The organism is Streptomyces sp. ACA25, from assembly GCF_028200735.1.
Classification (GTDB): domain Bacteria; phylum Actinomycetota; class Actinomycetes; order Streptomycetales; family Streptomycetaceae; genus Streptomyces.
The window spans coordinates 317,384-340,151 of sequence record NZ_JAQKPV010000001.1 but is presented as its reverse complement, the minus strand read 5'-3'; the positions used below and the strand labels follow the sequence as shown (position 1 = coordinate 340,151).

Here is a 22,768-nt window from a genome sequence, read left to right as displayed (position 1 = left end):
CCGGGGCCTGAGTGCGTATCTGCTGCCCTGAACCGGCATCAGCCGACTCCCCATATGGGCACCCACCCCCGGAAACGCTCACGGGGGCACTCAGGGCCTCGCGATCCCAGCGATGTCAACCGTTGAAAGTGTGACCGCCCTCACGCCCGGCAGCCCGCCGCAACGGCCCGGACCGACGCCCGGCGCCCGGGCAGCACCCGCCCTCGCGGTCCCGTGCCACGCAGAACCAGCCCGCGCCGCCGTGGGCGGAGCAGCGGGCGGACGCCGCTGCTCAGCCGTAGGTGTCCCCCGGACCGCGGCTGCCCGGCGCACGCAGCGGACCCGCACTCCGCGGGCGTCCCCCCGGCCCCTGCACGGTTATCCGCCGCACAGTCCCCTGCCCCAGCTCCTTGTTCAGCCGGGCCAGCAGCGTCGGTGCCATCCACCGCAGCTGCGTGGCCCAGACCGTAGCGTCGCACCGCACCACCAGCACCCGCGACTCCTCGTCGTAGGTCTCCGGGCGGCAGTGCTCCGCCACCTGCTCACCGACGATCTCCGGCCAGCGGCCCGTCACCCCGCCCACCGCCAGCGGCATCTCCCAGCCACGCTCCGCCTTCAGCCGCTCGACCGCGGCACCCAGCGGCAGCGGGTCCCGGCCGTCACGACCGGCACCCGACCGCAGCCCGCCCCGCCGGGCCTGCCGCTTCTGCTGCACCATCGCACCGCGGGCCCGCGCCTGCTCCTTCGCCGCCCGCAACGCCACCCGGGCCAGATCGACCCCCTCCGGCTGCTGCTTCCCCGATCCGCCGCCCGCCTGCTCCTCAGTCACGCTCGACACCCCCCGCGGCCACCGTGAACCGCACGCCCGCCAGCACGCCCGGAACGTCCTCCGCCACCGCGGCCGTCACCAGCACCTGCTCGCCCGGCGCCACCAGCTCCGCCAGCCGCTCCCTGCGCCGGGCGTCCAGCTCGGCGAAGACATCGTCCAGCACCAGCACGGGCTCGGGCCCCTCGTCCCGCAGCAGCCCGTAGGAGGCAAGCCGCAGTGCCAGCGCGAACGACCACGACTCGCCATGGCTGGCATATCCGCGCGCCGGAAGCTCACCCAGCCGCAGGCCCAGATCGTCCCGGTGCGGACCCACCAGCGTCACCCCGCGCTCGATCTCCTGCTTGCGGGCCTCGCCCAGCGCCCCGAGCAACCGCCCGTACAGGGCCTCCGCGCCCTCGGCCGCTTCCGCCGGGGGAGCATCCCCGCCCCCGTCCGCCGAGCTGCGGTACTCCAGGGCCACCGGGCCGCCCCCCGGAGCCAGCTGCTCGTACGCCTTGTCGGCCAGTGGCTGCAGCAAGGAGACCAGGGCCAGCCGCTGACCGAGCAGCTCCGCACCGACCCGTGCCAGGTGCTGGTCCCACACGTCCAGCGTCGACAGGTCCATCCCCCGGCCACCGTGCCGGCGCGCCATGGCGGCCGACTTCAGCAGCGTGTTCCGCTGCTTCAGCACCCGGTCGTAATCGGAGCGCACCCCCGCCAGCCGCGGCGCCCGTGCCGTCAGCAGCTCGTCCAGGAACCGCCGGCGCTCCCCGGGGTCCCCCTTCACGAGAGCGAGGTCCTCCGGCGCGAAGAGCACCGTCCGCAGCACCCCCAGCACATCGCGCGGGCGCACCTGTGAGGACCGGTTGATCCGCGCCCGGTTGGCCCGGCCGGGATTGAGCTCCAGCTCGATGAGCTGCTGCCGTTCCCCTTCGGTGACCGCGGCCCGCACCACCGCCCGCTCCGCGCCCCTGCGCACCAGCGGGGCATCCGAGGCGACCCGGTGGCTGCCGAGCGTCGCCAGATAGCCGACCGCCTCGACCAGGTTGGTCTTGCCCTGCCCGTTCGGCCCGAGGAACACCGAGACACCCGGCTCGAGAGGAACCTCGGCCCGCACATAGGACCGGAAGTCGGCGAGCGACAGATGCGTGACATGCACGGTGGACGCCGCCCCTTTCCCGCCGGATCAGCTCTCGGCCGGGCGGCTCTCGACCGCGTGCCCACCGAACTGGTTGCGCAGGGCGGCGATCATCTTCATCTGCGGCGAGTCGTCCTGCCGCGAGGAGAACCGGGCGAACAGCGAAGCCGTGATCGCCGGCAGCGGCACCGCGTTGTCGATAGCCGCCTCCACCGTCCAGCGGCCCTCACCGGAATCCGCCGCGTGGCCCCGCAACTGCTCCAGGTGCTCATCGCCGTCCAGCGCCCGGACCGCGAGGTCCAGCAGCCAGGACCGGATCACCGTGCCCTCCTGCCAGGAGCGGAACACCTCACGCACATCGGTGACCGGGTCCGCCGCCTCCAGCAGCTCCCAGCCCTCGGCGAAGGCCTGCATCATCGCGTACTCGATGCCGTTGTGCACCATCTTGGCGAAGTGGCCGGCCCCCACCTTGCCCGCGTGGACGGCGCCGAACTCACCCTCCGGCTTGAGCGCGTCGAAAACCGGCTGGACCCGGCCCACGTGGTCGGCCTCCCCGCCGTACATCAGCGCGTAGCCGTTCTCAAGACCCCAGACACCGCCGGACACCCCGCAGTCGACGAAGCCGATGCCCCGGGCCGCGAGCTGCTCGGCGTGCTTCTGGTCGTCCGTCCAGCGTGAGTTCCCGCCGTCCACCACGATGTCCCCGGTGCTGAGCAGCTCTGCCAGCTCGTCGATCGTCGACTGGGTGGCCTCGCCCGCGGGCACCATCACCCACACCACGCGCGGGGCCTGGAGCGTGTCGACGAGCTCCTTGAGACTGTGCACGTCCGCCCGCTCCGCGTCGCGGTCGTAGCCGACAACCGTGTGCCCCGCACGGCGGATGCGCTCGCGCATATTGCCGCCCATCTTGCCGAGGCCGATGAGACCGAGCTCCATGAGGGCTCCTTCGTGGTGATCCGTACCTGTGACCGAGCCTACGCCCCGGTCAGCCGCTGAGGCGCACGGGCATGATGAGGTACTTGTAGGTCTGGTCGGCCTCGGCGTCCACGGCCGGCTTGCCGCTCAGCAGGGCGGGCTTGGTGTGGGTGGTGAAGGCCAGCTGAGCCGCCGGGGAGTCGATGGCGCTGAGCCCTTCCAGCAGGAAGCCGGGGTTGAAGGCGATCGAGATGTCGTCCCCCTCCAGCTGGGCGTCGACCCGCTCCACAGCCTGTGCGTCATCGCTGGACCCGGCCTCCAGGGTGAGGACACCCTGCTCGAAGCTCAACCGGACCGGGGTGTTGCGTTCGGCGACCAGGGCGACCCGCTTGACGGCTTCCACGAACGGTGCCGTCTCGATCACCGCGACCGAGTTGAACTCGGTGGGGAAAAGGGTGCGGTACTTCGGGAGGTCGCCCTCCAGCAGCCGGGTGGTGGTGCGGCGGCCCGCTCCCTCGAAGCCGATCAGCCCTTCGCCGGCGCCGGACCCGGAGAGGGCGATCGACACGGACTCGCCGCCGCTGAGCGACTTGGCGGTCTCCAGCAGGGTCTTCGCGGGCACCAGTGCCACCGTCGAGATGTCGGCGGTCTCCGGCTTCCACAGGAACTCACGGACGGCGAAGCGGTACCGGTCGGTGGAGGCGAGGGTGACGTGATCGCCCTCGATCTCGATGCGTACGCCGGTGAGCACCGGCAGCGTGTCGTCACGGCCGGCCGCGATCGCCACCTGGGCGGCCGCCGCGGCGAACACCTCGCCGGGCACGGTGCCGGTGGCGCCGGGCATCTCGGGCAGCGCCGGGTACTCCTCCACCGGCAGGGTGTGCAGAGTGAACCGGGAGGATCCGCAGACCAGGCTGACCCGCACGCCGTCGGTGGAGATCTCCACCGGGCGGTTCGGCAGCGCACGGCAGATGTCGGCCAGCAGCCGTCCGGAGACCAGGACGGTGCCGTCCTCCTCGGTCTCGGCCTCGACGGAGACCCTCGCCGAGACCTCGTAGTCGAAGCCGGACAGGCTCAGCTTCCCGTCCTCCGCCTTCAGCAGCAGGCCCGCCAGGACCGGCACCGGAGGCCGGGCCGGCAGGCTGCGGGCTGCCCACGCCACCGCTTCCGCGAGCACATCGCGTTCCACCCGGATCTTCACTTCAGCCGCCTCCCGCTGTTGCTGGCTGCTCATCTGTTGCAGGCCACCAGTCTCTCGTACTCAAACGACAGTAGAGCCCTGCCGCGTCAACCCGGTGCCGCTCGACCGGACCCGGCCGGAGCGAGTTGTGCACAACCCCCACTTCGAATCGAGTCTCCCGGCTTAACTCCTTGGTCGTAGTAGTAGGGCCTGTGGAAACGGTGGATAACCTCTTTTGGCCAGGTCAGCGAGGGTTTTTTATCCACCGGCCTTGTGGGCGGAGCGGTGGACGAACGCACGGTTCCTGTGGACAGCGGCCGGCTGTGCACAGGCCGTCCCCAGGAAGGCCCGAGTTCTCAACAGGTCCGTCCCCAGATTCCGGCAGGTTCTCAACAGGCCCGGAGCGCGGCGCGTGTGACCTGATTCACTCGTGGCGGTGAGAGGGCGCGCCGCGTTGCCGAACAGTGGACAACGCTGTGGATTACCTGTGCACAACCGGCCGTTGCCTGTGGGGAGTCGGTGGACAACGGTTCCGCACCGCAGGCGGCCACGGCTCTGTCCACAGCCTGTGGACGCACCCCGTCCACACATCCACAACCATCTGAGCTGCGCGGATGCGGAAGCAGTCATGGTGCTGTGGACGAGCCTATGGACAGAATCGAGAGTGCACAGGGTGTGGACGGAGGGAATCGCCGAAAGCTGTGGAGAAACCCCGGATCCGGACCGTAATCGAACAGTGCCCTCCCGGGCGTCCCGGGAGGGCACTGTGTCGCGAAGGAGCCGGCCGCGCCCGGCCGGCGGTGACCGGCGCGGGCTGCGGCCCGCGCCCGAGCCGTCAGCGGCCGTTCTTGATGCGGTTGGTCAGCTCGGTGACCTGGTTGTAGATGGACCGGCGCTCGGCCATCAGGGCCCGGATCTTCCGGTCCGCATGCATGACAGTGGTGTGGTCCCGGTTGCCGAAGTGCTGACCGATCTTGGGCAGCGACAGGTCGGTCAGCTCCCGGCACAGGTACATCGCGATCTGCCGGGCGGTGACCAGCACGCGGCTGCGGGAGGAGCCGGCCAGGTCCTCCACCGTCAGACCGAAGTAGTCGGCGGTGGCGGCGGTGATCGCGTCGGCGGTGATCTCCGGAGTGGCGTTCTCACCGCCGGGGATCAGGTCCTTGAGCACGATCTCGGCGAGGCCCAGGTCGACGGGCTGCCGGTTGAGGCTGGCGAAGGCGGTGACCCTGATGAGCGCGCCCTCGAGCTCCCGGATGTTGCGGGAGATCCGGGAGGCGATGAACTCCAGCACCTCGGGCGGCGCGTTCAGCTGCTCCTGTACGGCCTTCTTGCGCAGAATCGCAATCCGGGTCTCCAGCTCCGGCGGCTGGACGTCGGTGATCAGGCCCCACTCGAAGCGGTTGCGCAGCCGGTCCTCCAGGGTCACCAGCTGCTTGGGCGGCCGGTCCGAGGAGAGCACGATCTGCTTGTTCGCGTTGTGCAGCGTATTGAACGTGTGGAAGAACTCCTCCTGCGTCGACTCCTTGCTCGCCAGGAACTGGATGTCGTCCACGAGCAGGATGTCCATGTCGCGGTAGCGGCGGCGGAAGGCGTCCGCCTTGCCGTCGCGGATGGAGTTGATGAACTCGTTGGTGAACTCCTCGGAGCTCACGTAGCGGACCCGGGTGCCGGGGTAGAGGCTGCGGGCGTAGTGACCGATGGCGTGCAGCAGGTGGGTCTTCCCGAGCCCGGACTCGCCGTAGATGAAGAGCGGGTTGTACGCCTTGGCCGGGGCCTCGGCGACCGCCACCGCCGCGGCGTGGGCGAAGCGGTTGGACGCGCCGATGACAAAGGTGTCGAAGAGGTACTTGGGGTTGAGCCGGGCGGTGGGCTCCCCCGGCCCGGTGGCAGGAGCCGGCTGGGCGGCGAGCGGGCCCGGCGCTCCGGTGGGAGCCGGCAGCTGCTCGTACCGGTCATAGGAGGACGGCTGCTCGTAGGCCTGCTCGTAGCTCCGGTACGGCTCGTACCGGTCGTGCCGGCCGTACCGGTCACGCTGTACGACGGGGCGGTACTCGGTGTGCGGCTGCTGCCAGCTCATCGGGCGCGGCGCCTGCGGATGGTCCGGATAGGCCGGCCGGGCGGTCGGCAGCTCCCGTCCCGCGTAGGGGTCGTGGGGGGGCTCCTGGCGGCGCGGCTCGTGAGCGACGGCATTCGGCGCCGTGGGTTCGGGCGTGGACGGCTCCGGCGGCGGATCGGTGACGGTGATCGCCAGCCGGATGGGCTGTCCGCACTCGCGGCTCAGGGCCTCGCCGATCAGCGGCGCGAGGCGCCCCTCGAGGACGCTCTTGGCGTACTCGTTCGACACACCGAGCAAGGCCGTGCCGGACACCAGCGCGAGCGGCTGGCAGTCCTGGAGCCACCGGTGGTCCTTCGCTTCCACCCCCTGCCCGTCGGCGAGCAGCGCAGTCAGTGCGCGCGGCCACACCGCGGCAAGATCTGCTGGAAGGTCAGCCACGGAGCACGCTCTCTCAGTCGCAGGAGTGGTCCCGGCACCGTTGGGCGGTGGCGGGTGTGAAGCCGGGGGCGGCCGGGAAGGACAGTCCGAGTCGATCCACGGTAGTCAGCGCGGCGTACGCACATCAAGTCATTGTCCACAGGCTGTGTACAGCGGAGGCCCCTTCCGGTTTGACCGGAAGGCCGGGCCGCGCGTACCGTTGCCCAGTCGAGTTGTCGACGGCTGCTGCCGCCTGCCTCCGATGGGCAGACACCTGATCGTGAACCTGGTTCATGAGTGGTATGCGGCGTACTGCGCATACGAGCTCCTCGTGGGTGCACGGTGACGGCCGATCGGCGCCCCGTACCTGTCCCGGCCACGTCCTGAGCCGGAACACCAAGATTTCCTGGAGCCCTCGAGTGAGCAAGCGCACCTTCCAGCCGAACAACCGGCGTCGCGCGAAGACCCACGGTTTCCGTCTGCGCATGCGGACGCGAGCCGGCCGCGCCATCATCACCAAGCGCCGCACCAAGGGCCGCAGCCGTCTGTCGGCCTGACCACCGCAACCACAGGTCCATGCAGTGCTGCCCTCCGACAACCGGCTGAGGCGGCGCGAGGACTTCGCGACCGCGGTACGCCGAGGCCGCAGGGCGGGCCGCCCGCACCTCGTCGTCCATCTGAGCAGCCGTACGGACCCGCACACAGCTGAGGAGCACCTTCCTCCGCCGCGTGCGGGTTTCGTCGTCAGCAAGGCGGTGGGAAACGCGGTGGTCCGTAACCGTGTGCAGCGAAGGCTGCGGCACCTGATACGGGACCGGCTGGACCGGGTGCCCCCCGGTAGCCTGGTCGTAGTGCGGGCTCTGCCCGGCGCGGGTACAGCCGACCACGCTCAGCTGGCCCGAGACCTCGATGCCGCTCTGGAGCGGCTGCTGGGAGGGGCATCACGGTGAAGTACCCGCTGCTGCTGCTGATCAAGCTCTACCAATGGACGATCAGTCCCCTGCTCGGCCCGGTCTGCCGCTACTACCCCTCCTGCTCCCATTACGGGTACGGTGCGATCGACCGGCACGGTGCTCTCAAAGGGACGGCTCTGACCGCCTGGCGCATTCTGCGCTGCAACCCCTGGTCACCCGGCGGGGTCGACCACGTACCTCCCCGGAAGCACCCGGTCTGGCATCAGCGAATGCGGCACCGCTTGCAGCCCCGGAATCCCCCTCGGACTTCGCCCCCGGCCGCCCACCACCATGCCCAAGGAGCCTGACTCGTGGACACGATCAACTCGATCCTCAGTCCCCTCTATTGGATTGTCTCCTGGATCATCGTCCGCTTCCACGACCTCTACAGCCTGGTCTTCAACGAAGACAGCGGCTGGGCATGGGGCCTGTCGATCGTCTCCCTGGTGATCGTGATCCGGATCGCGCTGATCCCGCTCTTCTTCAAGCAGATCAAGGCCACGCGCAACATGCAGGCGCTGCAGCCGAGGATGAAGAAGATCCAGGAACGCTACAAGAGTGACAAGCAGCGTCAGTCCGAAGAGATGATGAAGCTGTACAAGGAGACGGGCACCAACCCGCTCTCCAGCTGCCTGCCGATTCTGGCGCAGTCACCGTTCTTCATCGCGCTGTTCCAGGTGCTCAATCACATCGCCGGCAACCGAACCGTCGGTGTGCTCACCGAGGCACAGGTGGTCAGCGCCCGGGAAGCCACCATTTTCGGTGCCCCGATCGCCACCAAGTTCATGGACAACGCCGAGCGCCTCGCGGAGTTCGGCGCCTCCCTGACAGATGTCCGGGTGGTCACGGTCATCATGATCCTCATGATGTCGCTGTCGCAGTTCTACACACAGCGCCAGCTCATGATGAAGAACGTGGACCTGACGGTGAAGACGCCGTTCATGAACCAGCAGAAGATGCTCATGTACATCTTCCCGGTGCTGTTCGCGGTCTTCGGTATCAACTTCCCCGTCGGTGTCCTGATCTACTGGCTCACCACCAACGTGTGGACGCTCGGTCAGCAGATGTACGTCATCCAGCGCAACCCCACTCCCGGCAGCATCGCCTACACCCAGCGTCAGGAAAAGCTGCGGAAGAAGGGCAAGCTCAAGGAAGAGCCGGAGGAGCTGGAGACCAAGAAGTCCATCGAGGAGGCGCGCGCCCGGCGCGCCCAGCCGAAGCGGCAGAGCAAGTCCAAGCGGCAGGCAGCGGTGCCGAAGTCCGAGCAGGTGAAGAAGCCCGAAGGCCCGCAGCTGGACAAGGCCGGGAACTCACGGACGAAGAAGACCGAAGGGGCTCAGGGCAAGAAGCCTGAGCGCCCGCAGGCCAAGAAGTCGCAGGGTGCTCAGGCCAAGAAGGCCCAGGGCCCGCAGGCGAAGAAGACACCGGCCGGCAAGCCGGATCTGTCAGCGAAGACCAAGAAGTAAGAGAAGCAAGGAGTCCCACCGTGACGGACACCACCTCGGCCGATGAGGGCACCGACACCCTGTCCAGCCTGGAGCAGGAGGGTGAGATCGCGGCCGACTATCTCGAGGGGCTTCTCGACATCGCGGATCTCGACGGTGACATCGACATGGATGTCGAGGCCGACCGCGCCGCAGTGTCGGTGGTCGGGGAGGGCCCGTCCCGCGACCTGCAGAAGCTCGTCGGCCGGGACGGGGAGGTCCTGGAAGCGCTCCAGGAGCTGACCCGGCTCGCGGTCCACCGGCAGACCGGGGAGCGCAGCAGGCTGATGCTGGACATCGGGGGCTTCCGGGCCCGCAAGCGGGAGAACCTCACCGCCGTGGCCAAGGAAGCCGTGCAGCAGGTCAAGGCCGGTGGGGAGCCGGTCACGCTGGACCCGATGTCGCCGTTCGAGCGCAAGGTGGTGCATGACGCGGTCGCGGAGGCGGGCCTGCGCAGTGAGTCCGAGGGCGAGGAGCCGCAGCGCCGTGTGGTCGTCCTGCCGTGACGGACGCTGACCTCTCCGCAGAGCTTTCCGCACCGCCGGCGGTCGCGGAAGAGATCTTCGGGGCGCAGTTGCCGGCCGCGGTGCGCTACGCGGAGCTTCTGGCAGAGACCGGGGTCCGTCGTGGTCTCATCGGGCCGCGGGAGGTGCCGCGCCTGTGGGGCCGGCACCTGCTGAACTGCGCGGTCCTCTCGGAGCTGGTGCCCGAAGGAGTGACGGTCTGCGATGTCGGTTCAGGAGCGGGCCTCCCCGGCATCCCGCTGGCCCTGGTCCGCCCCGACCTGGAGATCAGCCTGCTGGAGCCACTGCTCCGCCGGACGAATTTCCTCCAGGAAGTGGTCGAGCTGCTCGGCCTGGATCATGTGACCGTGGTGCGGGGCCGTGCTGAAGAAGTGCTCGGCACCTTCAAGCCGGTCCAGGTGGTGACCGCGCGTGCGGTGGCTCCTCTCGACCGACTGGCCGGGTGGGGCGTCCCTCTGCTGCGGCCCTACGGGGAGATGCTGGCGATCAAGGGGGACACGGCCGAGCAGGAATTGAAGGCGGCCCGGGCAGCCCTGGGGAAGCTGGGAGTCGTGAAGACCTCCGTGCTCCAGGCCGGGGCCGACCTGGTGGACCCGCCCTCCACGGTGGTCCGGGTGGAGGTCGGGGAAAGCCCCGGCGGGGTGCGGTTTGCCACCAAGCGCGCCAAGGCCGCCCGGTCCGGTCCGCGGAGGCGCCGTCCCTAGAGGTGAGGCCCTGCGGCGCCCTCCGGGTGCGGCGCATGCCCGCTACTGCCCGAAATGCGGAAGTATTCCTTCTGCGGTGTGTCGCGCCGTGACCCTCGGGTCCGGCGCGACATGGTGTTTCACGTGAAACGACGCTCACTGCTGCAGGGAATCCTTGGTCGCGGCCGTGCGGCTGCTGCCCCACGCGACCGTCGTGCCCGGAGCGCTCCAGGGGGAGGCGCGGCGTCCTCGACCGAACCGGTATCCACAACTGGGCGGGGCTCGCTGGTTCGCAACCCCCCGGGCATGGCAGTCTTTGAAGCCACGAAGCCTGTGCGTGTCGAGGAGAGTGAACCATTGCGGTCCGACGCCAACTTTGCTGGGCCGACGGCCGACCCGGTCCCCGGCCCCAGATCCGAGCTCAGGGACGCTCCCGGGGGTGCGGTGGACATCGCCCACAGCGCCCCTCCACCCACCGGTGACGCTCCGGTGGGCCGTGCTGCTCAGCAGGCGGTGGAAGAGATGCACCGGGCACGGGGCTCGCTTCCCCGCCCGGAGGAGACGCGGATCATGGTCGTGGCGAACCAGAAGGGCGGTGTCGGGAAGACCACGACGACGGTGAACCTGGCTGCGGCGTTGGCGCTGCATGGTGCCCGGGTGCTGGTGATCGACCTCGATCCGCAGGGGAACGCCTCGACGGCGCTCGGCATCGATCACCATTCCGAGGTGCCTTCGATCTATGACGTCCTCGTCGAAAGCCGACCGCTGGCCGAGGTGGTCCAGCCGGTCCCGGACATCGAGGGACTGTTCTGCGCTCCGGCGACGATTGACCTGGCGGGCGCCGAGATCGAGCTGGTGTCACTGGTCGCCAGGGAGAGCCGGCTGCAGCGAGCGATCGCGGCGTACGAACAGCCGCTGGACTACATCTTCATCGACTGTCCACCCTCGCTCGGCCTGCTCACGGTGAACGCCCTGGTGGCGGGCGCCGAGGTCGCCATTCCGATCCAGTGCGAGTACTACGCGCTCGAAGGGCTGGGCCAGCTGCTGCGCAACGTCGAGCTGGTCCGGGGGCATCTCAATACCGACCTGCACGTGTCGACGATTCTGCTCACCATGTACGACGGGCGGACCAGGCTGGCCTCCCAGGTGGCGGAGGAGGTGCGGGAGCACTTCGGCAAGGAGGTACTCCGCACGAACATCCCTCGGTCGGTACGGATCTCCGAAGCACCGAGCTACGGACAGACCGTCCTCACGTATGACCCGAGCTCCAGCGGATCACTGTCCTATCTGGAGGCTGCTCGGGAGATCGCACTGCGGGGTCCGAACCCGCAACAGGAACAGCACCGGACGGTGGAGGGGACGCAGTGAGCGAACGACGCAGAGGACTCGGCCGGGGCTTGGGCGCGTTGATCCCCGCGGCTCCTACGAGCCCCGATCCGTCCCGGACGGTGATCGATGGGGAAGCGTCGACGTCCCCCAGTGCGGTCCCGGTGCTGACCCCCGAGCGTGGAGTGGCTGCTGCGAGGCTGACCGCACCGCCTGCACCGGGGGAGAACGGCGCGAGTGACCCCGCCGGTGCTGGGCAGAAGCCGTCGGCCGCGGTGGCAGGCGGTGAGGCGGCCGGAGCTCACTTCGCCGAGCTCCCGCTGGACGCGATCACGCGGAACCCCCGGCAGCCGCGTGAGGTATTCGACGAGGATGCGCTGGCCGAACTGGTCACCTCCGTCAAGGAGGTGGGGCTGCTCCAGCCGGTCGTTGTCCGCCCCCTCGGCGGAGACCAGTACGAGCTCATCATGGGTGAGCGGCGGTGGCGGGCCTGCCGGGAAGCCGGACTGGAGCACATCCCGGCCATTGTCCGAGCCACCGACGACGACCGGCTGCTTCTCGACGCTCTGCTGGAGAACCTGCACCGGGCTCAGCTCAATCCACTGGAGGAGGCGGCCGCCTACGATCAGCTGCTGCGGGACTTCGCGTGCACCCATGACGAGCTGGCCGACCGGATCGGGCGCTCACGGCCGCAGGTGTCCAACACGCTGCGGCTGCTGCGGCTCTCCCCCGCGGTGCAGCGCCGGGTGGCGGCAGGGGTGCTGTCGGCGGGGCATGCCCGGGCACTGCTGTCGGTCGATGACTCCGAGGTGCAGGACCGGCTGGCGCACCGCATCGTGGCGGAAGGGCTGTCGGTGCGTGCGGTGGAGGAGATCGTCACCCTGCAGAAGTCGTCCGGACCGGGGGCGGGGAAGGCTCGTGGGCCCCGGGCGGGCAAGCGGGTTTCGCCGGCCCTGGACGAGTTGGCCGGCCGTCTCTCGGACCGTTTCGAGACCCGGGTGAAGGTCGACCTCGGACAGAAGAAGGGCAAGCTGGTCGTGGAGTTTGCCTCGATAGAAGACCTGGAGCGCATCCTTGGCCAGTTGGCGCCGGGGGAAGGCCGCGTCCTGGAACAGCAGCTTTCCGAAGAGGGAGAGCAGGACTGAGCCCCACGCGCCACGGCATGTGAACGACGCCCCATGGATACGATGAATCCATGGGGCGTCAGCTTGTGCCACTCACCGCAGCCACTCTTCCCGACCTGCCGGCGGACTGCCGCTCGTGCGTGTTCTGGGAACTGGACCCCGTCAGGGGTGCCGCTGCGGAGCGGGCCGGGCGGCAGTCCACCGAGAAGGCTTCCTGGATCACCGCTGTCACGCTGGACTGGGGGCCGTGCGGATGGGTGGCTCAGGTGGACGGCAGTCCCGCGGGCTACATCCTGTACGCCCCTCCTGCCTATGTGCCTCGCTCCGGTGGCTTCCCCACCGGGCCGGTCTCTTCCGATGCGGTGCAGCTGATCACCGGCCGAGTGGAACCCGGTTACGAGAATGAGGGACTCGGCCGCATGCTGGTGCAGTCCATGGCCAGGGACCTGCTTCTCCGCGAGGTCCGGGCGATCGAGGTGTTCGGTGACGAGCGGTGGCAGCGGAGCGCGTGCATGCTGCCCACCGGGCATCTGCGGGCGGTGGGCTTCGAGGTGGTACGCCCGCACCCGGCGGTTCCCCGCCTCCGGATGGAGCTGAAGAGCACGGTGACCTGGCGGGCCGACGTTGAGCTGGCGCTGGACCGGCTGTTCGGACGGAAGGGCCCGGCTCCGGCTCTGGGTGCTTCCTGACATGGCGGTGGCCTGACTCGTTTCACGTGAAACGAGTCAGGCCACCGCCATGTCAGGAAGCCGGAGAGAGGGAGTGCGTCAGCCGATGAACTCGCTGAGGTCCCGCTCGATCGCGGCCTTCGGCTTGGCACCCACGATGGTCTTCACCACTTCGCCGCCCTGGTAGACGCTCATGGTGGGGATGGACATGATCCCGTACTTGGCTGCCGTCTGCGGGTTTTCGTCGATGTTGAGCTTGACGATGGTGAGCTTCTCCGCCTGCTCGGCGGCGATGGCTTCGAGAGCGGGAGCGATCTGGCGGCAGGGGCCGCACCACTCGGCCCAGAAGTCGACCAGGACGGGCTTATCGCTCTTGAGGACCTTCTCCTCGAAGTCGGCGTCGGTTGCGGTGACGGTGGCGCCAGCCATGATGGTTCTCCTTGAATGCGGGGCGGGATTCGGGTGCTGTGGGAGGGGTCAGGCGTCGACGACCTGGCTGTCGGCCAGGGCTGCGAGGTAGCGCTCGGCGTCGAGCGCGGCAGAACAGCCGGTGCCCGCAGCGGTGATCGCCTGGCGGTAGGTGTGGTCCACCACATCACCCGCTGCGAAGACGCCGGGGATCTTGGTGCGAGTCGAGGGGGCATCAACCGTCAGGTAGCCCTCCTCGTCCAGGTCCAGCTGGCCGGTGAAGAGCTCGACCCGAGGGTCGTGGCCGATGGCAACGAAGAGACCGGTGACCGGCAGCTTCGACTCCTCACCGGTGTTCGTGTTGCGGAGGACCAGGCTGGAGAGCTTCCGGTCCGTCTCGTGAAGGCCCACCACTTCACTGTTCCAGAGAAACTTGATCTTCGGGTCGGCGAAGGCACGCTCCTGCATGGCCTTGGAGGCCCGGAGGCTGTCGCGACGGTGGACGATGGTGACCGTCTTGGCGAAGCGGGAAAGGAAGGTCGCCTCCTCCATGGCGGTGTCGCCGCCACCCACCACCACGATGTCCTGGTCCCGGAAGAAGAACCCGTCACACGTGGCGCAGTAGGAGACGCCCCGACCGGAAAGCTCGTCCTCGGCCGGCAGGCCGAGCTTGCGGTGCTGGGAGCCGGTGGCCACGATGATGGCCCTGGCACGGTGCACGGTGCCCGCCGCGTCGGTGACCGTCTTGATGTCACCGCTGAGGTCGACGGCCGCCACGTCTTCCGGGAGGAGCTCGGCACCGAAGCGCTCGGCCTGGGCACGCATCTGATCCATGAGGTCGGGGCCCATGATGCCGTCACGGAAACCGGGGAAGTTCTCGACCTCGGTCGTGGTCATCAGAGCGCCACCCGCCGTCACTGCTCCTTCGAAGACGAGAGGCTTGAGCGAAGCACGTGCAGTGTAGAGGGCTGCGGTGTACCCGGCGGGTCCGGAGCCGATAATGATCACGTTGCGGACGTCGCTCACGGGATTCTTCCTTGTCTCGGGTGCCTACCCAGAACCCCGGTCGGGGCTCTCAGTTCCGTAACGGATCCTACGGCCCTGTCCATTCCCGTTGGTACGTACGCGCCTAGTTGCGCGGATAACTGTGCTGGGCCAGAATCTCGCCGGGCTCCGAGGAGGAGTCGGTGGCACAGGAGGCATCGACCACGTAGGCGTCGACCTGCTGGGGGTCCTGTGCGTGCGGCAGGACCACCAGATAGGCGGGGGTGCCTTGGTAGCTCTCCTCCCCGGCGGCCAGCGGGGTCTCACCACGGTCAATCGCTGACAGCACGCAGCCGGGGGTCATTGCTCCGGCGTCCGTCGTGGGCGCGCGGCCCTGAGTGCCGAACTCTTCCGCGGAATCCTCCTCCGCTTCGTCGTGGTGTGGCTCGGCGGAGAACTCCTCAGCTATGTCGCCGCTCCCGGAATCGGCCTCCGAGAGGAGGCGTCGCACCTGGGCGGCAAGGTGGTCCTCCTCACCTCGCGCTCCTGCCTCCGGGGAATCCTCCATCAGGGTGGCAGCAGTGGAATCCCCGCCTCCGGAGCCCTGCAGGTTCTGCAGCAGGAGGCCGCCGATGCCCAGGGCTGCGACTGCTCCGGCAGCGGCGAGCAGCAGCGGGGGCCGGAACCGGAACCGGCCGGTTTCACGTGAAACGAAGGAGGCCGGGGCGCGCATCGTTCGCTGCGGGATGTCCGTGGGAGCTGGTCGGGCCTCGGTGGCCGGAGAGCCTTCCGCGGCCAGCGCGCGGTCGATGCGCGTGCTGACGTCGTCCGGCATCCGGACGTCAGCCGACAGGGTCGCGAGCTCGCTACGGAGGGCTGCCAGGTCCGCAGCGGTGTCCGAGCACCGGGGGCAGCGGGCGAGATGGGTCTGCAGGGTTGCCGCCTCGTACGGCGGGAGCAGATCCTCTCCGAGGGCCGCGATCTCGGCGGGCTCAGGATGTGCCTCAGTCATGCGTGTCCACCTCCACCCTGCACAGCTCCGGTCTCCCCCGTACCTCTGGAAGGTGGGACGGATGTGCCTGGTGTCCGGTTCCTTGCCCCACTGTCCGGGACTGTCCCCTCCCCGGTGGTTCTGTCCGGCCGGACAGGGCCCAGCAAGGCAAGGAGCCGGGCCCGTCCCCGGGCACAACGGCTCTTCACGGTACCGACGGGCGCCTGAAGGATCCCGGCTGCCTCGGCAACGGGATATCCCTGCATGTCGACCAGGACGAGGGCCGCCCGCTGCTCGATCGGGAGCTGGTCGAGGGCGCTGCGGAGCTCTTGGCGGAGAGCCTGCCGCTCGACGGGAGCTTCGGCTGATTCGTGCGGCTCCAGGAGGTCCTCCAGCCGCTGCGGTTCCGGTAGCTGTGCCGTACGCCGGGTCTTGGCTTTGCGGGCCCTGTCCAGGCAGGCATTGACCGTGATGCGGTGGAGCCAAGTGGTGACCGCGGACTGGCCGCGGAACGTGTGGGCGGCGCGATAGGCCGACACCAGGGCGTCCTGCACGGCGTCGGCCGCCTCCTCGCGATCGCCGAGAGTCTTGATCGCTACGGACCACAGGCGGTCCCGGTGTCGGCGGACGAGCTCCCCGAAGGCATCAGGATCCCCCGCAACATGGCGGGCAAGGAGCTCCTTGTCCGGCTTCACCTTCGCTCCCTAGCTGGAAACAGTGATGTTGGCGATGCGCCCACGGTAGTTCCCGTCGGCTCCTCGCGGGAGCTCTGTGATCCAGACGAGGACGTAACGAGTGTCGACCGCTTCCTCCGCAGTCAGGGTGAGGGAATCCCCGGAGCCCTTGGTGACGAACTCGAAGTCATCCGTCCCGGAGGGCATGGTGGTCGTGGAACTCGGCGCGGCGTGGAACTCGATGTCGTGGGTGCCGAGGGCCTCGATCGTCACGGACCCGACCTGCTGAGGCTCACCCAGGTCGAGAATGAGTCCGAGCCCCGGCTTGAGGTTGCCGAAGCCGGGGCCGTAGTAGTTCTTCGTCGGCCAGAACGTCTCGGGGTCGCCGTCGATGGCGTTCAGCGCGGACTGGGGATTCTGGGAGCCGGTGCCGCCGAAAGGGTCGAAATCCTCGATCCCGTTGATCGGTACCTGCTCGCTCACCGGATCGGGATCGTTGTCCACCGATTCGGGCTGCTGCTGCGTCGATGTCTCGACCGGCGCGTCCCCTTCGAGAAGTGCGTCGGCGATCTGCCAGCTACCGAGTCCCAGGGCGGCGATCAGCAGGGCCGACACGCTCCACTTGATGGCGGCCCCGGTCTTTCCGGGCAGGGCCGGGGGCGCAGCGGGAGGAGGGGCGACCAGCCCGTTCGGTCCGGGAAACGACTGCGGTCCGAAAGTGCCCTGCTGATAGGTGGTGCGCTGATAGCCGGTGAGCAGTTCGGTGGAGGGCTCCGGAGGCTTGAGCCGGGGAATCGCGGCGACCGCTCGGGCCAGCTCCTCAGGGGTGGTGCAGGGCTGTTCCTGACTCGTGGCGGTTGCTCCGTCGTTGATGAGAGCCCGCATCGCGAGGTCCGAGAGCCCGCGGTGGACGCCGGCCCTCACCTGTTCGGGGGTGGCCAAGGACTCCCGGGAACTGCGGCTGAGGCCGGTGACTCCGGCCAGGCCGTAGGCCCCCTCGGCGTAGGGCCATCGCTGCGTAAGTGCCGCGTAGAGGAGGGCGCCGATCGCCTCGGTGTCGGTGCGCTCCGGATGGTCGGCGGTGATGCCCCGCAAAGTGGCGTCGACAGCGAGGCCGCGAATCCGGTACTGGCCGGCGCCGGTACGCAGTACGGTGCCGGGGGTGAGACGGAGATGAGCCAGCCCTTCGCGGTGAGCGGCGGTCATGGCCTGGGCCAGCTGGGTGACGAGGGCATAGGCCTCGTGCGGCTCGAGTGGTCCGTGCTGCAGCACCGTGCTCAGTGGGTCAGCATCGGGAAGCCATTCGTGAATCACGTGCACGGTGCCGTCGTGTTCGTCGGCGTCGAGGACCTGAACGAACCGCGGATCGCTGAGCAGCGCCGCTGAACGGGCGGCACTCAGCACCGCACCCGCCCGCTCGTGGGCTGCGGGCAGCACGTGCACCCCGACGGCGCGGCGCAGCTTCTCATCGACCGCCCGCCAGCTGCTGAAGCCGTCCAGGCGGGTGATGCACTCCTCGAGCCGGTAGCGTGCGGCGAGCCTGTGGCCGCTGTGCAGCTCGATGCTCTCCTGCTCGTCCGGGGTGTCCTGTCGGTCGGGGTTCCCGGTGGGCGGGACGCTGTCGCGTGACGGAGCGTCCTTCTTGGTCTCCGCGTCGGCCGGGGCGTCGTCCGAGCCTGTGGAGGGGCTCGCCGCCGTGCTGCGTTCCGACACCGTCGTTTCCGCCTCCCCGATCTCGGCCGTCGCCTCGTGACACTGCCTGCCTCAATTGTGCCGTCACCCCGTCACTCCGCACGACATGTGTGCGCGGAGCGGTCGAGGAACGCCGGGTGGCCGGGAGTGTCCTGCGGGCCTTCTTTCCATTTGTCCGGCTCGGTCCGACGGTCTGTCAGCGGCCGAGGCGGGCCCGCACCATGCCGGTGAGCACGGTCAGTTCTTCGATGCGCATCCTGCTGGCAGCGAGGTAGAAGACCGTCAGCAGGACGAGCCCGCCGCCCGCCAGGGCAACCATAGATCCGAGCATCCCGCTGCCGAGCGACAGGGTGAGGAAGTATCCGGTCAGGCCACCGAGGACGGCGGCCGGGAGAGCTGCCCCGCAGAGTCGGATGTAGGTGCGCAGCACGCGGGCGCCGTCCAGGTCGGTGCCCATCCGCCGGCGCAGCCGGCGCCCGGCGACGGCAACCCCGACGGCGTAGGCGAGGCCGTAGCTGAAGGCGATACCGGCGACCACCCAGCGGTCGGGGAGCGCCACGAAACAAACGCTGGAGAGGACGATCCAGACCGCCGACACGATGACGGTGTTGTAGAACGGAGTACGGGTGTCCTCATAGGCGTAGAACGCGCGGAGCACCACGTACTGGGCGGAGAAGGGGATCAGGCCGAGCCCGAACGCCATCAGGATATAGCCGAACGACCGGGCGCCCTCCTCACCGGCGGAGCCGAAGAGCATGGTGCACATCGGCACACCGAGCGCCACGAAGGCGAACGCCATCGGGACGATCGCCACCGCGGAGGTGCGCAGCCCGTGGGAGAGGTCGTCCCGGACGGCGAGGGTGTCCCCGTCGGCAGCGGAGCGGGAGATGCGCGGAAGGAGGGCCGCCATCACGGAGACGGTGATGATGGCCTGGGGCATCTGCCAGATGAGCAGTGCGCTGCTGTAGGCGATGAAGCCGGTACCGGGGTATCCGGCACTTTCGGCATTGTCACCGGCCCAGGTGCTGAACTGGGCGACGACGACCAGCCCGATCTGGTTGGCGAGGACGAAGAGAACGGTCCACTTGGCCAGACGCATGGCCTTGCCCATGCCGTGACCCACCCAGTCGAACCGGGGGCGGAGGCGGAAGCCGGAGGCGCGCAGGTACGGCATCATCGCGACTGCCTGCACGGTCAGTCCCAGAAGGGTGCCGACGCCCAGCAGACGCACGCCTTCGGGAGTGATGGACTCGACTCCCAGCCCGGAGGCGCGCTGGGTGCCGTAGACCCAGATGAACATGGCGAACGTGAAGATGACCACGATGTTGTTGAGGACCGGGGTCCACATCATCGGGCCGAACCGGTCACGGGCGTTCAGGATCTGCCCGAGGATCACGTGGACGCCCATGAAGAAGATCGTGGGCAGGCAGTAGCGGGCGAAGGTCACCGCCACCTCACCTGCCGCGGGGTCGTCCGCGATCTTGGCGGACATCAGCCGGATGAGGAACGGGGCAACCAGGACGGCGACCAGGACGAGGAGGGCGAGGACCACCATCGCCAGGGTGAGCAGCCGGTTGGCGTAGGCCTCACCGCCGTCCTCGTCGTCCTTCATGGCGCGGACGAGCTGGGGGACGAAGACCGAGTTCAGGCCGCCGCCGATGGTGAGGATGTAGATCATCGAGGGCAGGGCCCAGGCGATGGCGTAGGTGTCACCGAGGACAGCGGCCCCGAGCGCGGCCACGATGACCAGCTGACGGATGAAGCCGGTCAGCCGGGACACCAGGGTGCCCGCCGCCATGATGGCGCTCGATTTCAGCAGGCTGGCGGCGCGACCGGGGCGCACGGGAGGGGGAGGTGGTGCGGCCTTGGGCGCGGGCTCGGGGGGGGAGGAGCGGTGCTCCGGCGGCCGGGGGTGCGGGCCGGTCTGCGGTCCGGGGGTCTGCTGGTCGCGGTAGAGGTGGGCGAAGGCGTCGTCGTCGCGCTCGTCCTCGCTCCAGCTGGTGCGGTCCACCAAGTCGTCGACTCCGGTGTACTGGGTGGTATGGGGCGTGTCGCCGTGCGGCAGATGACGGGAGAGGGCGCCCGGCTCGGGGGCCGGGGTGGGAGCCCAGCGCCGCGGGTCCGGGGCGCGCCGGGAGACGGGGGGCTGCCGGTAGAGGGCGTCGGGGTCGGGGATACTGCCCGGTGGAGGCGGCGGGTGGGACGCGCGGTCGTAGAGGGCGTCGTTCACCGGGTCCTGGGTCAAGGGGTCCCGCTCGGCGTACGGGTCGTGCCGGTAGCTGTCCGCCAGGTAGGGGTCTGCCGGCCCGGCGGCGACCGGATCGCTGCCTCCCGGTGTCTGACCGTGCTCACGGTCGTACGGCGCTTGCATCGCTACCCCACTTCGCTGTCACCGGCCGGACTCTCAACGCTCCACCTTCTCACCCGGGCCTGCGGCGTCACCGTCTCCGCCGCCGGTGTCGGGGCCGCTCTCACCCGCTGGGGCGTCCGCCACCGCCCGCTTGCGCTGGGTGTACATCCGGATGCCCGCGAGCACCACCAGAAGCACACCGCCGGCGATCACCATCAGCACCGCCGAGGTGATGGAGGTGACGTCGGCGTGGAACCGCATCGGATCCCCGTACGGCTTGCCGTCCTGGGTGTAGAGCTGGGCCTCGAGCAGGGTGCGGCCGTTTGCCCGGGCGGTGGTGGAGAATTTCACCGATTGGCTGTGTCCTCCGCCCACCGCGATTTCCTGCGGTTCTCCGATGTCCAGGCCGAGCCTCCGGCTCGAGGTGAGCCGCAGCTCCAGGCCCTCCACGCCCTGCACCAGGTTGTTCTGCACCGTGACAGGGATCGTCGCACTGCGTCCGGACAGGGTGATGGGGGACTTCTGGATCAGCTGCACCTGCTCGGTCAGTCCGACCAGCTCGTGGTGGACGGAGGAGCGGTAGCGTGCGGCCTCCCCCGCGTGGTTCCGCCAGGAGGTGGACAGCCCGCGGTGGATGGCGTTGCCGAAGGGCGTCACGACCCGGTCCGCCCGGGTGAGGATCACCGAGAAGTCGTCCAGGACCCGTTGCGTCGCGCGGAGCGACTGGAAGGCGTCCGCGGACAGCTCCTGCTCCCGGAGACGGTCCGGGTACTGATCGGTTCCCGGCACTTCGCGGTTGGCCTCGGGGTCGGGGCCGGCCTCGGACGCCTCGGCGAGGCTGATGAACTCCACCCACTCGGCGTCGTCGCGCAGTGCGTCCAGTGCGGTGGCCATGGCCTCCACCTGGGAGGCGGAAGGCATCCGCTGCGGGGCCAGCAGGATGCTCCGCGTCCTGGAGGGCGCCTGCTCGGCGATCGAGAGCGTCTGGGCCAGCAGCTGCTGGTGGGCTCGTGAGACATTGCCCGCCCGGCTCATGTCCCCCTCGAAGAGTGTGGAGAGCTGGGCATCCGCCGCGAGCGCCGTGGTGCCACCGCCGATGGGCCGGGCGGCGGTGGGCGTGTAGGGGAGATCACCGGCGGTGCGCAGACTGTCGGTGCGCGTGATGATGTGCTGGGCGTTGGCCGAGGTGGCAACGGACACGATGGCGGGGTCGATGGCCCCTTCGACGGGCCAGGCGAAGTCGGTGTCCGGCTCCACGCCCAGCACTGTGCGAACGGTCACGTCCGCCAGATCGGTTGCTTTCTTGAGCTGTCCGAGGACACCCGGTACATCCTTGCCCTGATGGGCGAGAGAGGCCAGGTCGGGGTCACCGAAGGGCAGAGCGACCACCTCTTCCTCGGACACTGCTTCCCGTAGCTGGTGCAGCCAGGCGCGAGCCGCGTCCTGCCCCTGTCCGCGCACCGGGCCGTCGGCGCTGCGGACCCGGTACTCCTCGGTCATGGCGTCCACCGAGGCGAGGAGGTCCGGATCGATCACCCAGGTGACGGGAAGCTCGGCACCACGGGAGACGAGCTGGTGGAGCCGCCCCCCGGAGGAGATCTCGGCCAGCAGGGAGTCGTCCTTGAACAGGGGGGTCTGTTCCTCGTCGCCGTCGGTCTCCGCGGTCAGGTGGGTCCCGGAGATCAGAGGCCACAGGACGGTCAGCCGGGTGGGTTCCGGGGCGTCACTGCCGGAGTACGCACCCTCCTGCTGCCACGGAACAAGAGTGCGGCCCGCCCCGAGGACCTGGTCCCACTGGGCGGCTTCGGTCTGCCCCGTGAGGGTGACCGTCACCTGGTAGACGCCGGCCGGACCGAGGGCCAGCTCGGACACCGGAATCTGGAGGGAGAACGGGCGGGCGAGGCCGGGGGGAACGGTGGCGATGTCAGTGCTGTGCCCGCGGATCAGGCTGCCGTCCGCCGGGGTGCTGAAGCCTTCGCGCTGCATCGCTTCGTCAATGCTGTCGCGGCTGCTCAGCCGGACACCCTCGCGGGGCGACAGCGAGGCGTTGATGAGAGGCGAGGTGCCCTCGTTGGTCACGGTACCGCGGAGCGTCAGGGTGTCGCCCTTTCTCGGCGCGGAGGGACTGACGCTGGTGAGATCGACGCTCGCGGTACGCGTGCCGGTGCCGGCCTCCGCCGCCCACGCCTGCTGGCCCGGCAAGGGCACCAGCCCGGCCAGGAAGGGAAGGAGAGCAAGGAGTGCCACCAGCACCAGCCCTCGGGACCCTCGTCCACAGGAGGCCGTATCTCCCGCCTCAGCCACTCCTGAGCCCCGTTCCCTCGTGTGTCCTGTGCCGGTCGAACCTGATGCTCATGGTAACGACCGCTGAGCTGCCCGAGTGCCGCGAAGCCCAGCCGGAAAGGGGCCGT

General features: G+C 69.3%; 20 protein-coding genes and 1 pseudogene. 9 read left to right on the top strand and 12 right to left on the bottom strand.

Annotated elements, in window-relative coordinates:
- Positions 1-271: 271 nt before the first annotated feature.
- From PJ985_RS01575 to dnaA, 5 genes and pseudogenes are all read right to left on the bottom strand, one after another.
- On the bottom strand, positions 272-808 hold the full coding sequence (locus PJ985_RS01575) for a DUF721 domain-containing protein (protein ID WP_271681640.1): 537 nt from the start codon (positions 806-808) through the stop codon (positions 272-274).
- Positions 801-1,946, bottom strand: a complete 1,146-nt coding sequence (recF, locus tag PJ985_RS01570) for a DNA replication/repair protein RecF (RefSeq protein WP_271681639.1) — start codon at positions 1,944-1,946, stop codon at positions 801-803. The genes PJ985_RS01575 and recF overlap by 8 nt, the downstream gene beginning before the upstream one ends.
- Positions 1,947-1,973: 27 nt before the next feature.
- Positions 1,974-2,861, bottom strand: a complete 888-nt coding sequence (gnd, locus tag PJ985_RS01565; RefSeq protein ID WP_271681638.1) for a phosphogluconate dehydrogenase (NAD(+)-dependent, decarboxylating) — start codon at positions 2,859-2,861, stop codon at positions 1,974-1,976.
- Between the two features lie 49 nt (positions 2,862-2,910).
- Entirely contained in the window at positions 2,911-4,041 is a 1,131-nt protein-coding gene (dnaN, locus tag PJ985_RS01560; RefSeq protein ID WP_271682058.1) for a DNA polymerase III subunit beta, read from the bottom strand.
- A gap of 814 nt (positions 4,042-4,855) precedes the next feature.
- Positions 4,856-6,448 (bottom strand): annotated as a pseudogene (gene dnaA, locus PJ985_RS01555) (chromosomal replication initiator protein DnaA); the annotation flags it as partial.
- Between the two features lie 467 nt (positions 6,449-6,915).
- On the opposite strand from dnaA, the gene rpmH reads away from it, so the two are divergent.
- The 9 genes from rpmH to PJ985_RS01510 all read left to right on the top strand — a co-directional run bounded on the left by rpmH (position 6,916) and on the right by PJ985_RS01510 (position 13,279).
- Positions 6,916-7,053, top strand: a complete 138-nt coding sequence (gene rpmH / locus PJ985_RS01550) for a 50S ribosomal protein L34 (protein WP_271681636.1) — start codon at positions 6,916-6,918, stop codon at positions 7,051-7,053.
- A gap of 24 nt (positions 7,054-7,077) precedes the next feature.
- Positions 7,078-7,446 (top strand): ribonuclease P protein component, encoded by a 369-nt coding sequence (gene rnpA, locus PJ985_RS01545; protein ID WP_271681635.1) that lies wholly within the window; start codon positions 7,078-7,080, stop codon positions 7,444-7,446.
- Positions 7,443-7,757, top strand: coding sequence for a membrane protein insertion efficiency factor YidD (yidD, locus tag PJ985_RS01540; protein ID WP_271681634.1), 315 nt, complete (start codon positions 7,443-7,445; stop codon positions 7,755-7,757). The genes rnpA and yidD overlap by 4 nt, the downstream gene beginning before the upstream one ends.
- Before the next feature lie 12 nt (positions 7,758-7,769).
- Entirely contained in the window at positions 7,770-8,915 is a 1,146-nt protein-coding gene (gene yidC, locus PJ985_RS01535) for a membrane protein insertase YidC (RefSeq protein WP_271682057.1), read from the top strand.
- 20 nt (positions 8,916-8,935) lie between these two features.
- On the top strand, positions 8,936-9,439 hold the full coding sequence (locus PJ985_RS01530; RefSeq protein WP_271681633.1) for a Jag family protein: 504 nt from the start codon (positions 8,936-8,938) through the stop codon (positions 9,437-9,439).
- Positions 9,436-10,161 (top strand): 16S rRNA (guanine(527)-N(7))-methyltransferase RsmG, encoded by a 726-nt coding sequence (gene rsmG, locus PJ985_RS01525; protein WP_271681632.1) that lies wholly within the window; start codon positions 9,436-9,438, stop codon positions 10,159-10,161. The genes PJ985_RS01530 and rsmG overlap by 4 nt, the downstream gene beginning before the upstream one ends.
- A gap of 285 nt (positions 10,162-10,446) precedes the next feature.
- On the top strand, positions 10,447-11,508 hold the full coding sequence (locus tag PJ985_RS01520) for a ParA family protein (RefSeq protein WP_271681631.1): 1,062 nt from the start codon (positions 10,447-10,449) through the stop codon (positions 11,506-11,508).
- Complete coding sequence (locus PJ985_RS01515; RefSeq protein ID WP_271681630.1) at positions 11,505-12,611, top strand: ParB/RepB/Spo0J family partition protein; 1,107 nt, start codon at positions 11,505-11,507, stop codon at positions 12,609-12,611. The genes PJ985_RS01520 and PJ985_RS01515 overlap by 4 nt, the downstream gene beginning before the upstream one ends.
- A 50-nt stretch (positions 12,612-12,661) precedes the next feature.
- Entirely contained in the window at positions 12,662-13,279 is a 618-nt protein-coding gene (locus PJ985_RS01510; RefSeq protein ID WP_271681629.1) for a GNAT family N-acetyltransferase, read from the top strand.
- 78 nt (positions 13,280-13,357) lie between these two features.
- On the opposite strand, the gene trxA is transcribed toward PJ985_RS01510, so the two are convergent.
- The 7 genes from trxA to PJ985_RS01475 form a co-directional block, all read right to left on the bottom strand.
- The gene (gene trxA, locus PJ985_RS01505) at positions 13,358-13,687 is read right to left on the bottom strand and encodes a thioredoxin (protein WP_271681628.1); all 330 of its coding nucleotides are present in this window, start codon (positions 13,685-13,687) and stop codon (positions 13,358-13,360) included.
- A 48-nt stretch (positions 13,688-13,735) separates the two neighbouring features.
- A complete protein-coding gene (gene trxB / locus PJ985_RS01500; RefSeq protein ID WP_271681627.1) occupies positions 13,736-14,692 on the bottom strand; it encodes a thioredoxin-disulfide reductase in 957 nt (318 codons plus the stop codon).
- Positions 14,693-14,795: 103 nt separating this feature from the next.
- Positions 14,796-15,662 carry an anti-sigma factor family protein gene (locus tag PJ985_RS01495; protein ID WP_271681626.1) on the bottom strand — a complete coding sequence of 289 codons (867 nt, stop codon included), beginning with the start codon at positions 15,660-15,662 and terminating at the stop codon, positions 14,796-14,798.
- Positions 15,659-16,336 carry an RNA polymerase sigma factor SigM gene (gene sigM / locus PJ985_RS01490; RefSeq protein ID WP_271681625.1) on the bottom strand — a complete coding sequence of 226 codons (678 nt, stop codon included), beginning with the start codon at positions 16,334-16,336 and terminating at the stop codon, positions 15,659-15,661. The genes PJ985_RS01495 and sigM overlap by 4 nt, the downstream gene beginning before the upstream one ends.
- A 9-nt stretch (positions 16,337-16,345) precedes the next feature.
- Entirely contained in the window at positions 16,346-18,028 is a 1,683-nt protein-coding gene (locus tag PJ985_RS01485; protein ID WP_271681624.1) for a protein kinase family protein, read from the bottom strand.
- Between the two features lie 175 nt (positions 18,029-18,203).
- Positions 18,204-20,378 carry a murein biosynthesis integral membrane protein MurJ gene (murJ, locus tag PJ985_RS01480; protein ID WP_271681623.1) on the bottom strand — a complete coding sequence of 725 codons (2,175 nt, stop codon included), beginning with the start codon at positions 20,376-20,378 and terminating at the stop codon, positions 18,204-18,206.
- 33 nt (positions 20,379-20,411) lie between these two features.
- Complete coding sequence (locus PJ985_RS01475; protein WP_271681622.1) at positions 20,412-22,604, bottom strand: DUF6049 family protein; 2,193 nt, start codon at positions 22,602-22,604, stop codon at positions 20,412-20,414.
- Positions 22,605-22,768 lie beyond the last annotated feature (164 nt).

Excerpts from the sequence above, each read along its gene's own strand:
- gnd (WP_271681638.1), bottom strand. The coding sequence starts at position 2,861 with ATGGAGCTCGGTCTCATCGGCCTCGGCAAGATGGGCGGCAATATGCGC.
- PJ985_RS01520 (WP_271681631.1), top strand. The coding sequence starts at position 10,447 with ATGGCAGTCTTTGAAGCCACGAAGCCTGTGCGTGTCGAGGAGAGTGAA.
- PJ985_RS01510 (WP_271681629.1), top strand. The coding sequence starts at position 12,662 with ATGGGGCGTCAGCTTGTGCCACTCACCGCAGCCACTCTTCCCGACCTG.
- trxA (WP_271681628.1), bottom strand. The coding sequence starts at position 13,687 with ATGGCTGGCGCCACCGTCACCGCAACCGACGCCGACTTCGAGGAGAAG.
- PJ985_RS01495 (WP_271681626.1), bottom strand. The coding sequence starts at position 15,662 with ATGACTGAGGCACATCCTGAGCCCGCCGAGATCGCGGCCCTCGGAGAG.
- murJ (WP_271681623.1), bottom strand. The coding sequence starts at position 20,378 with ATGCAAGCGCCGTACGACCGTGAGCACGGTCAGACACCGGGAGGCAGC.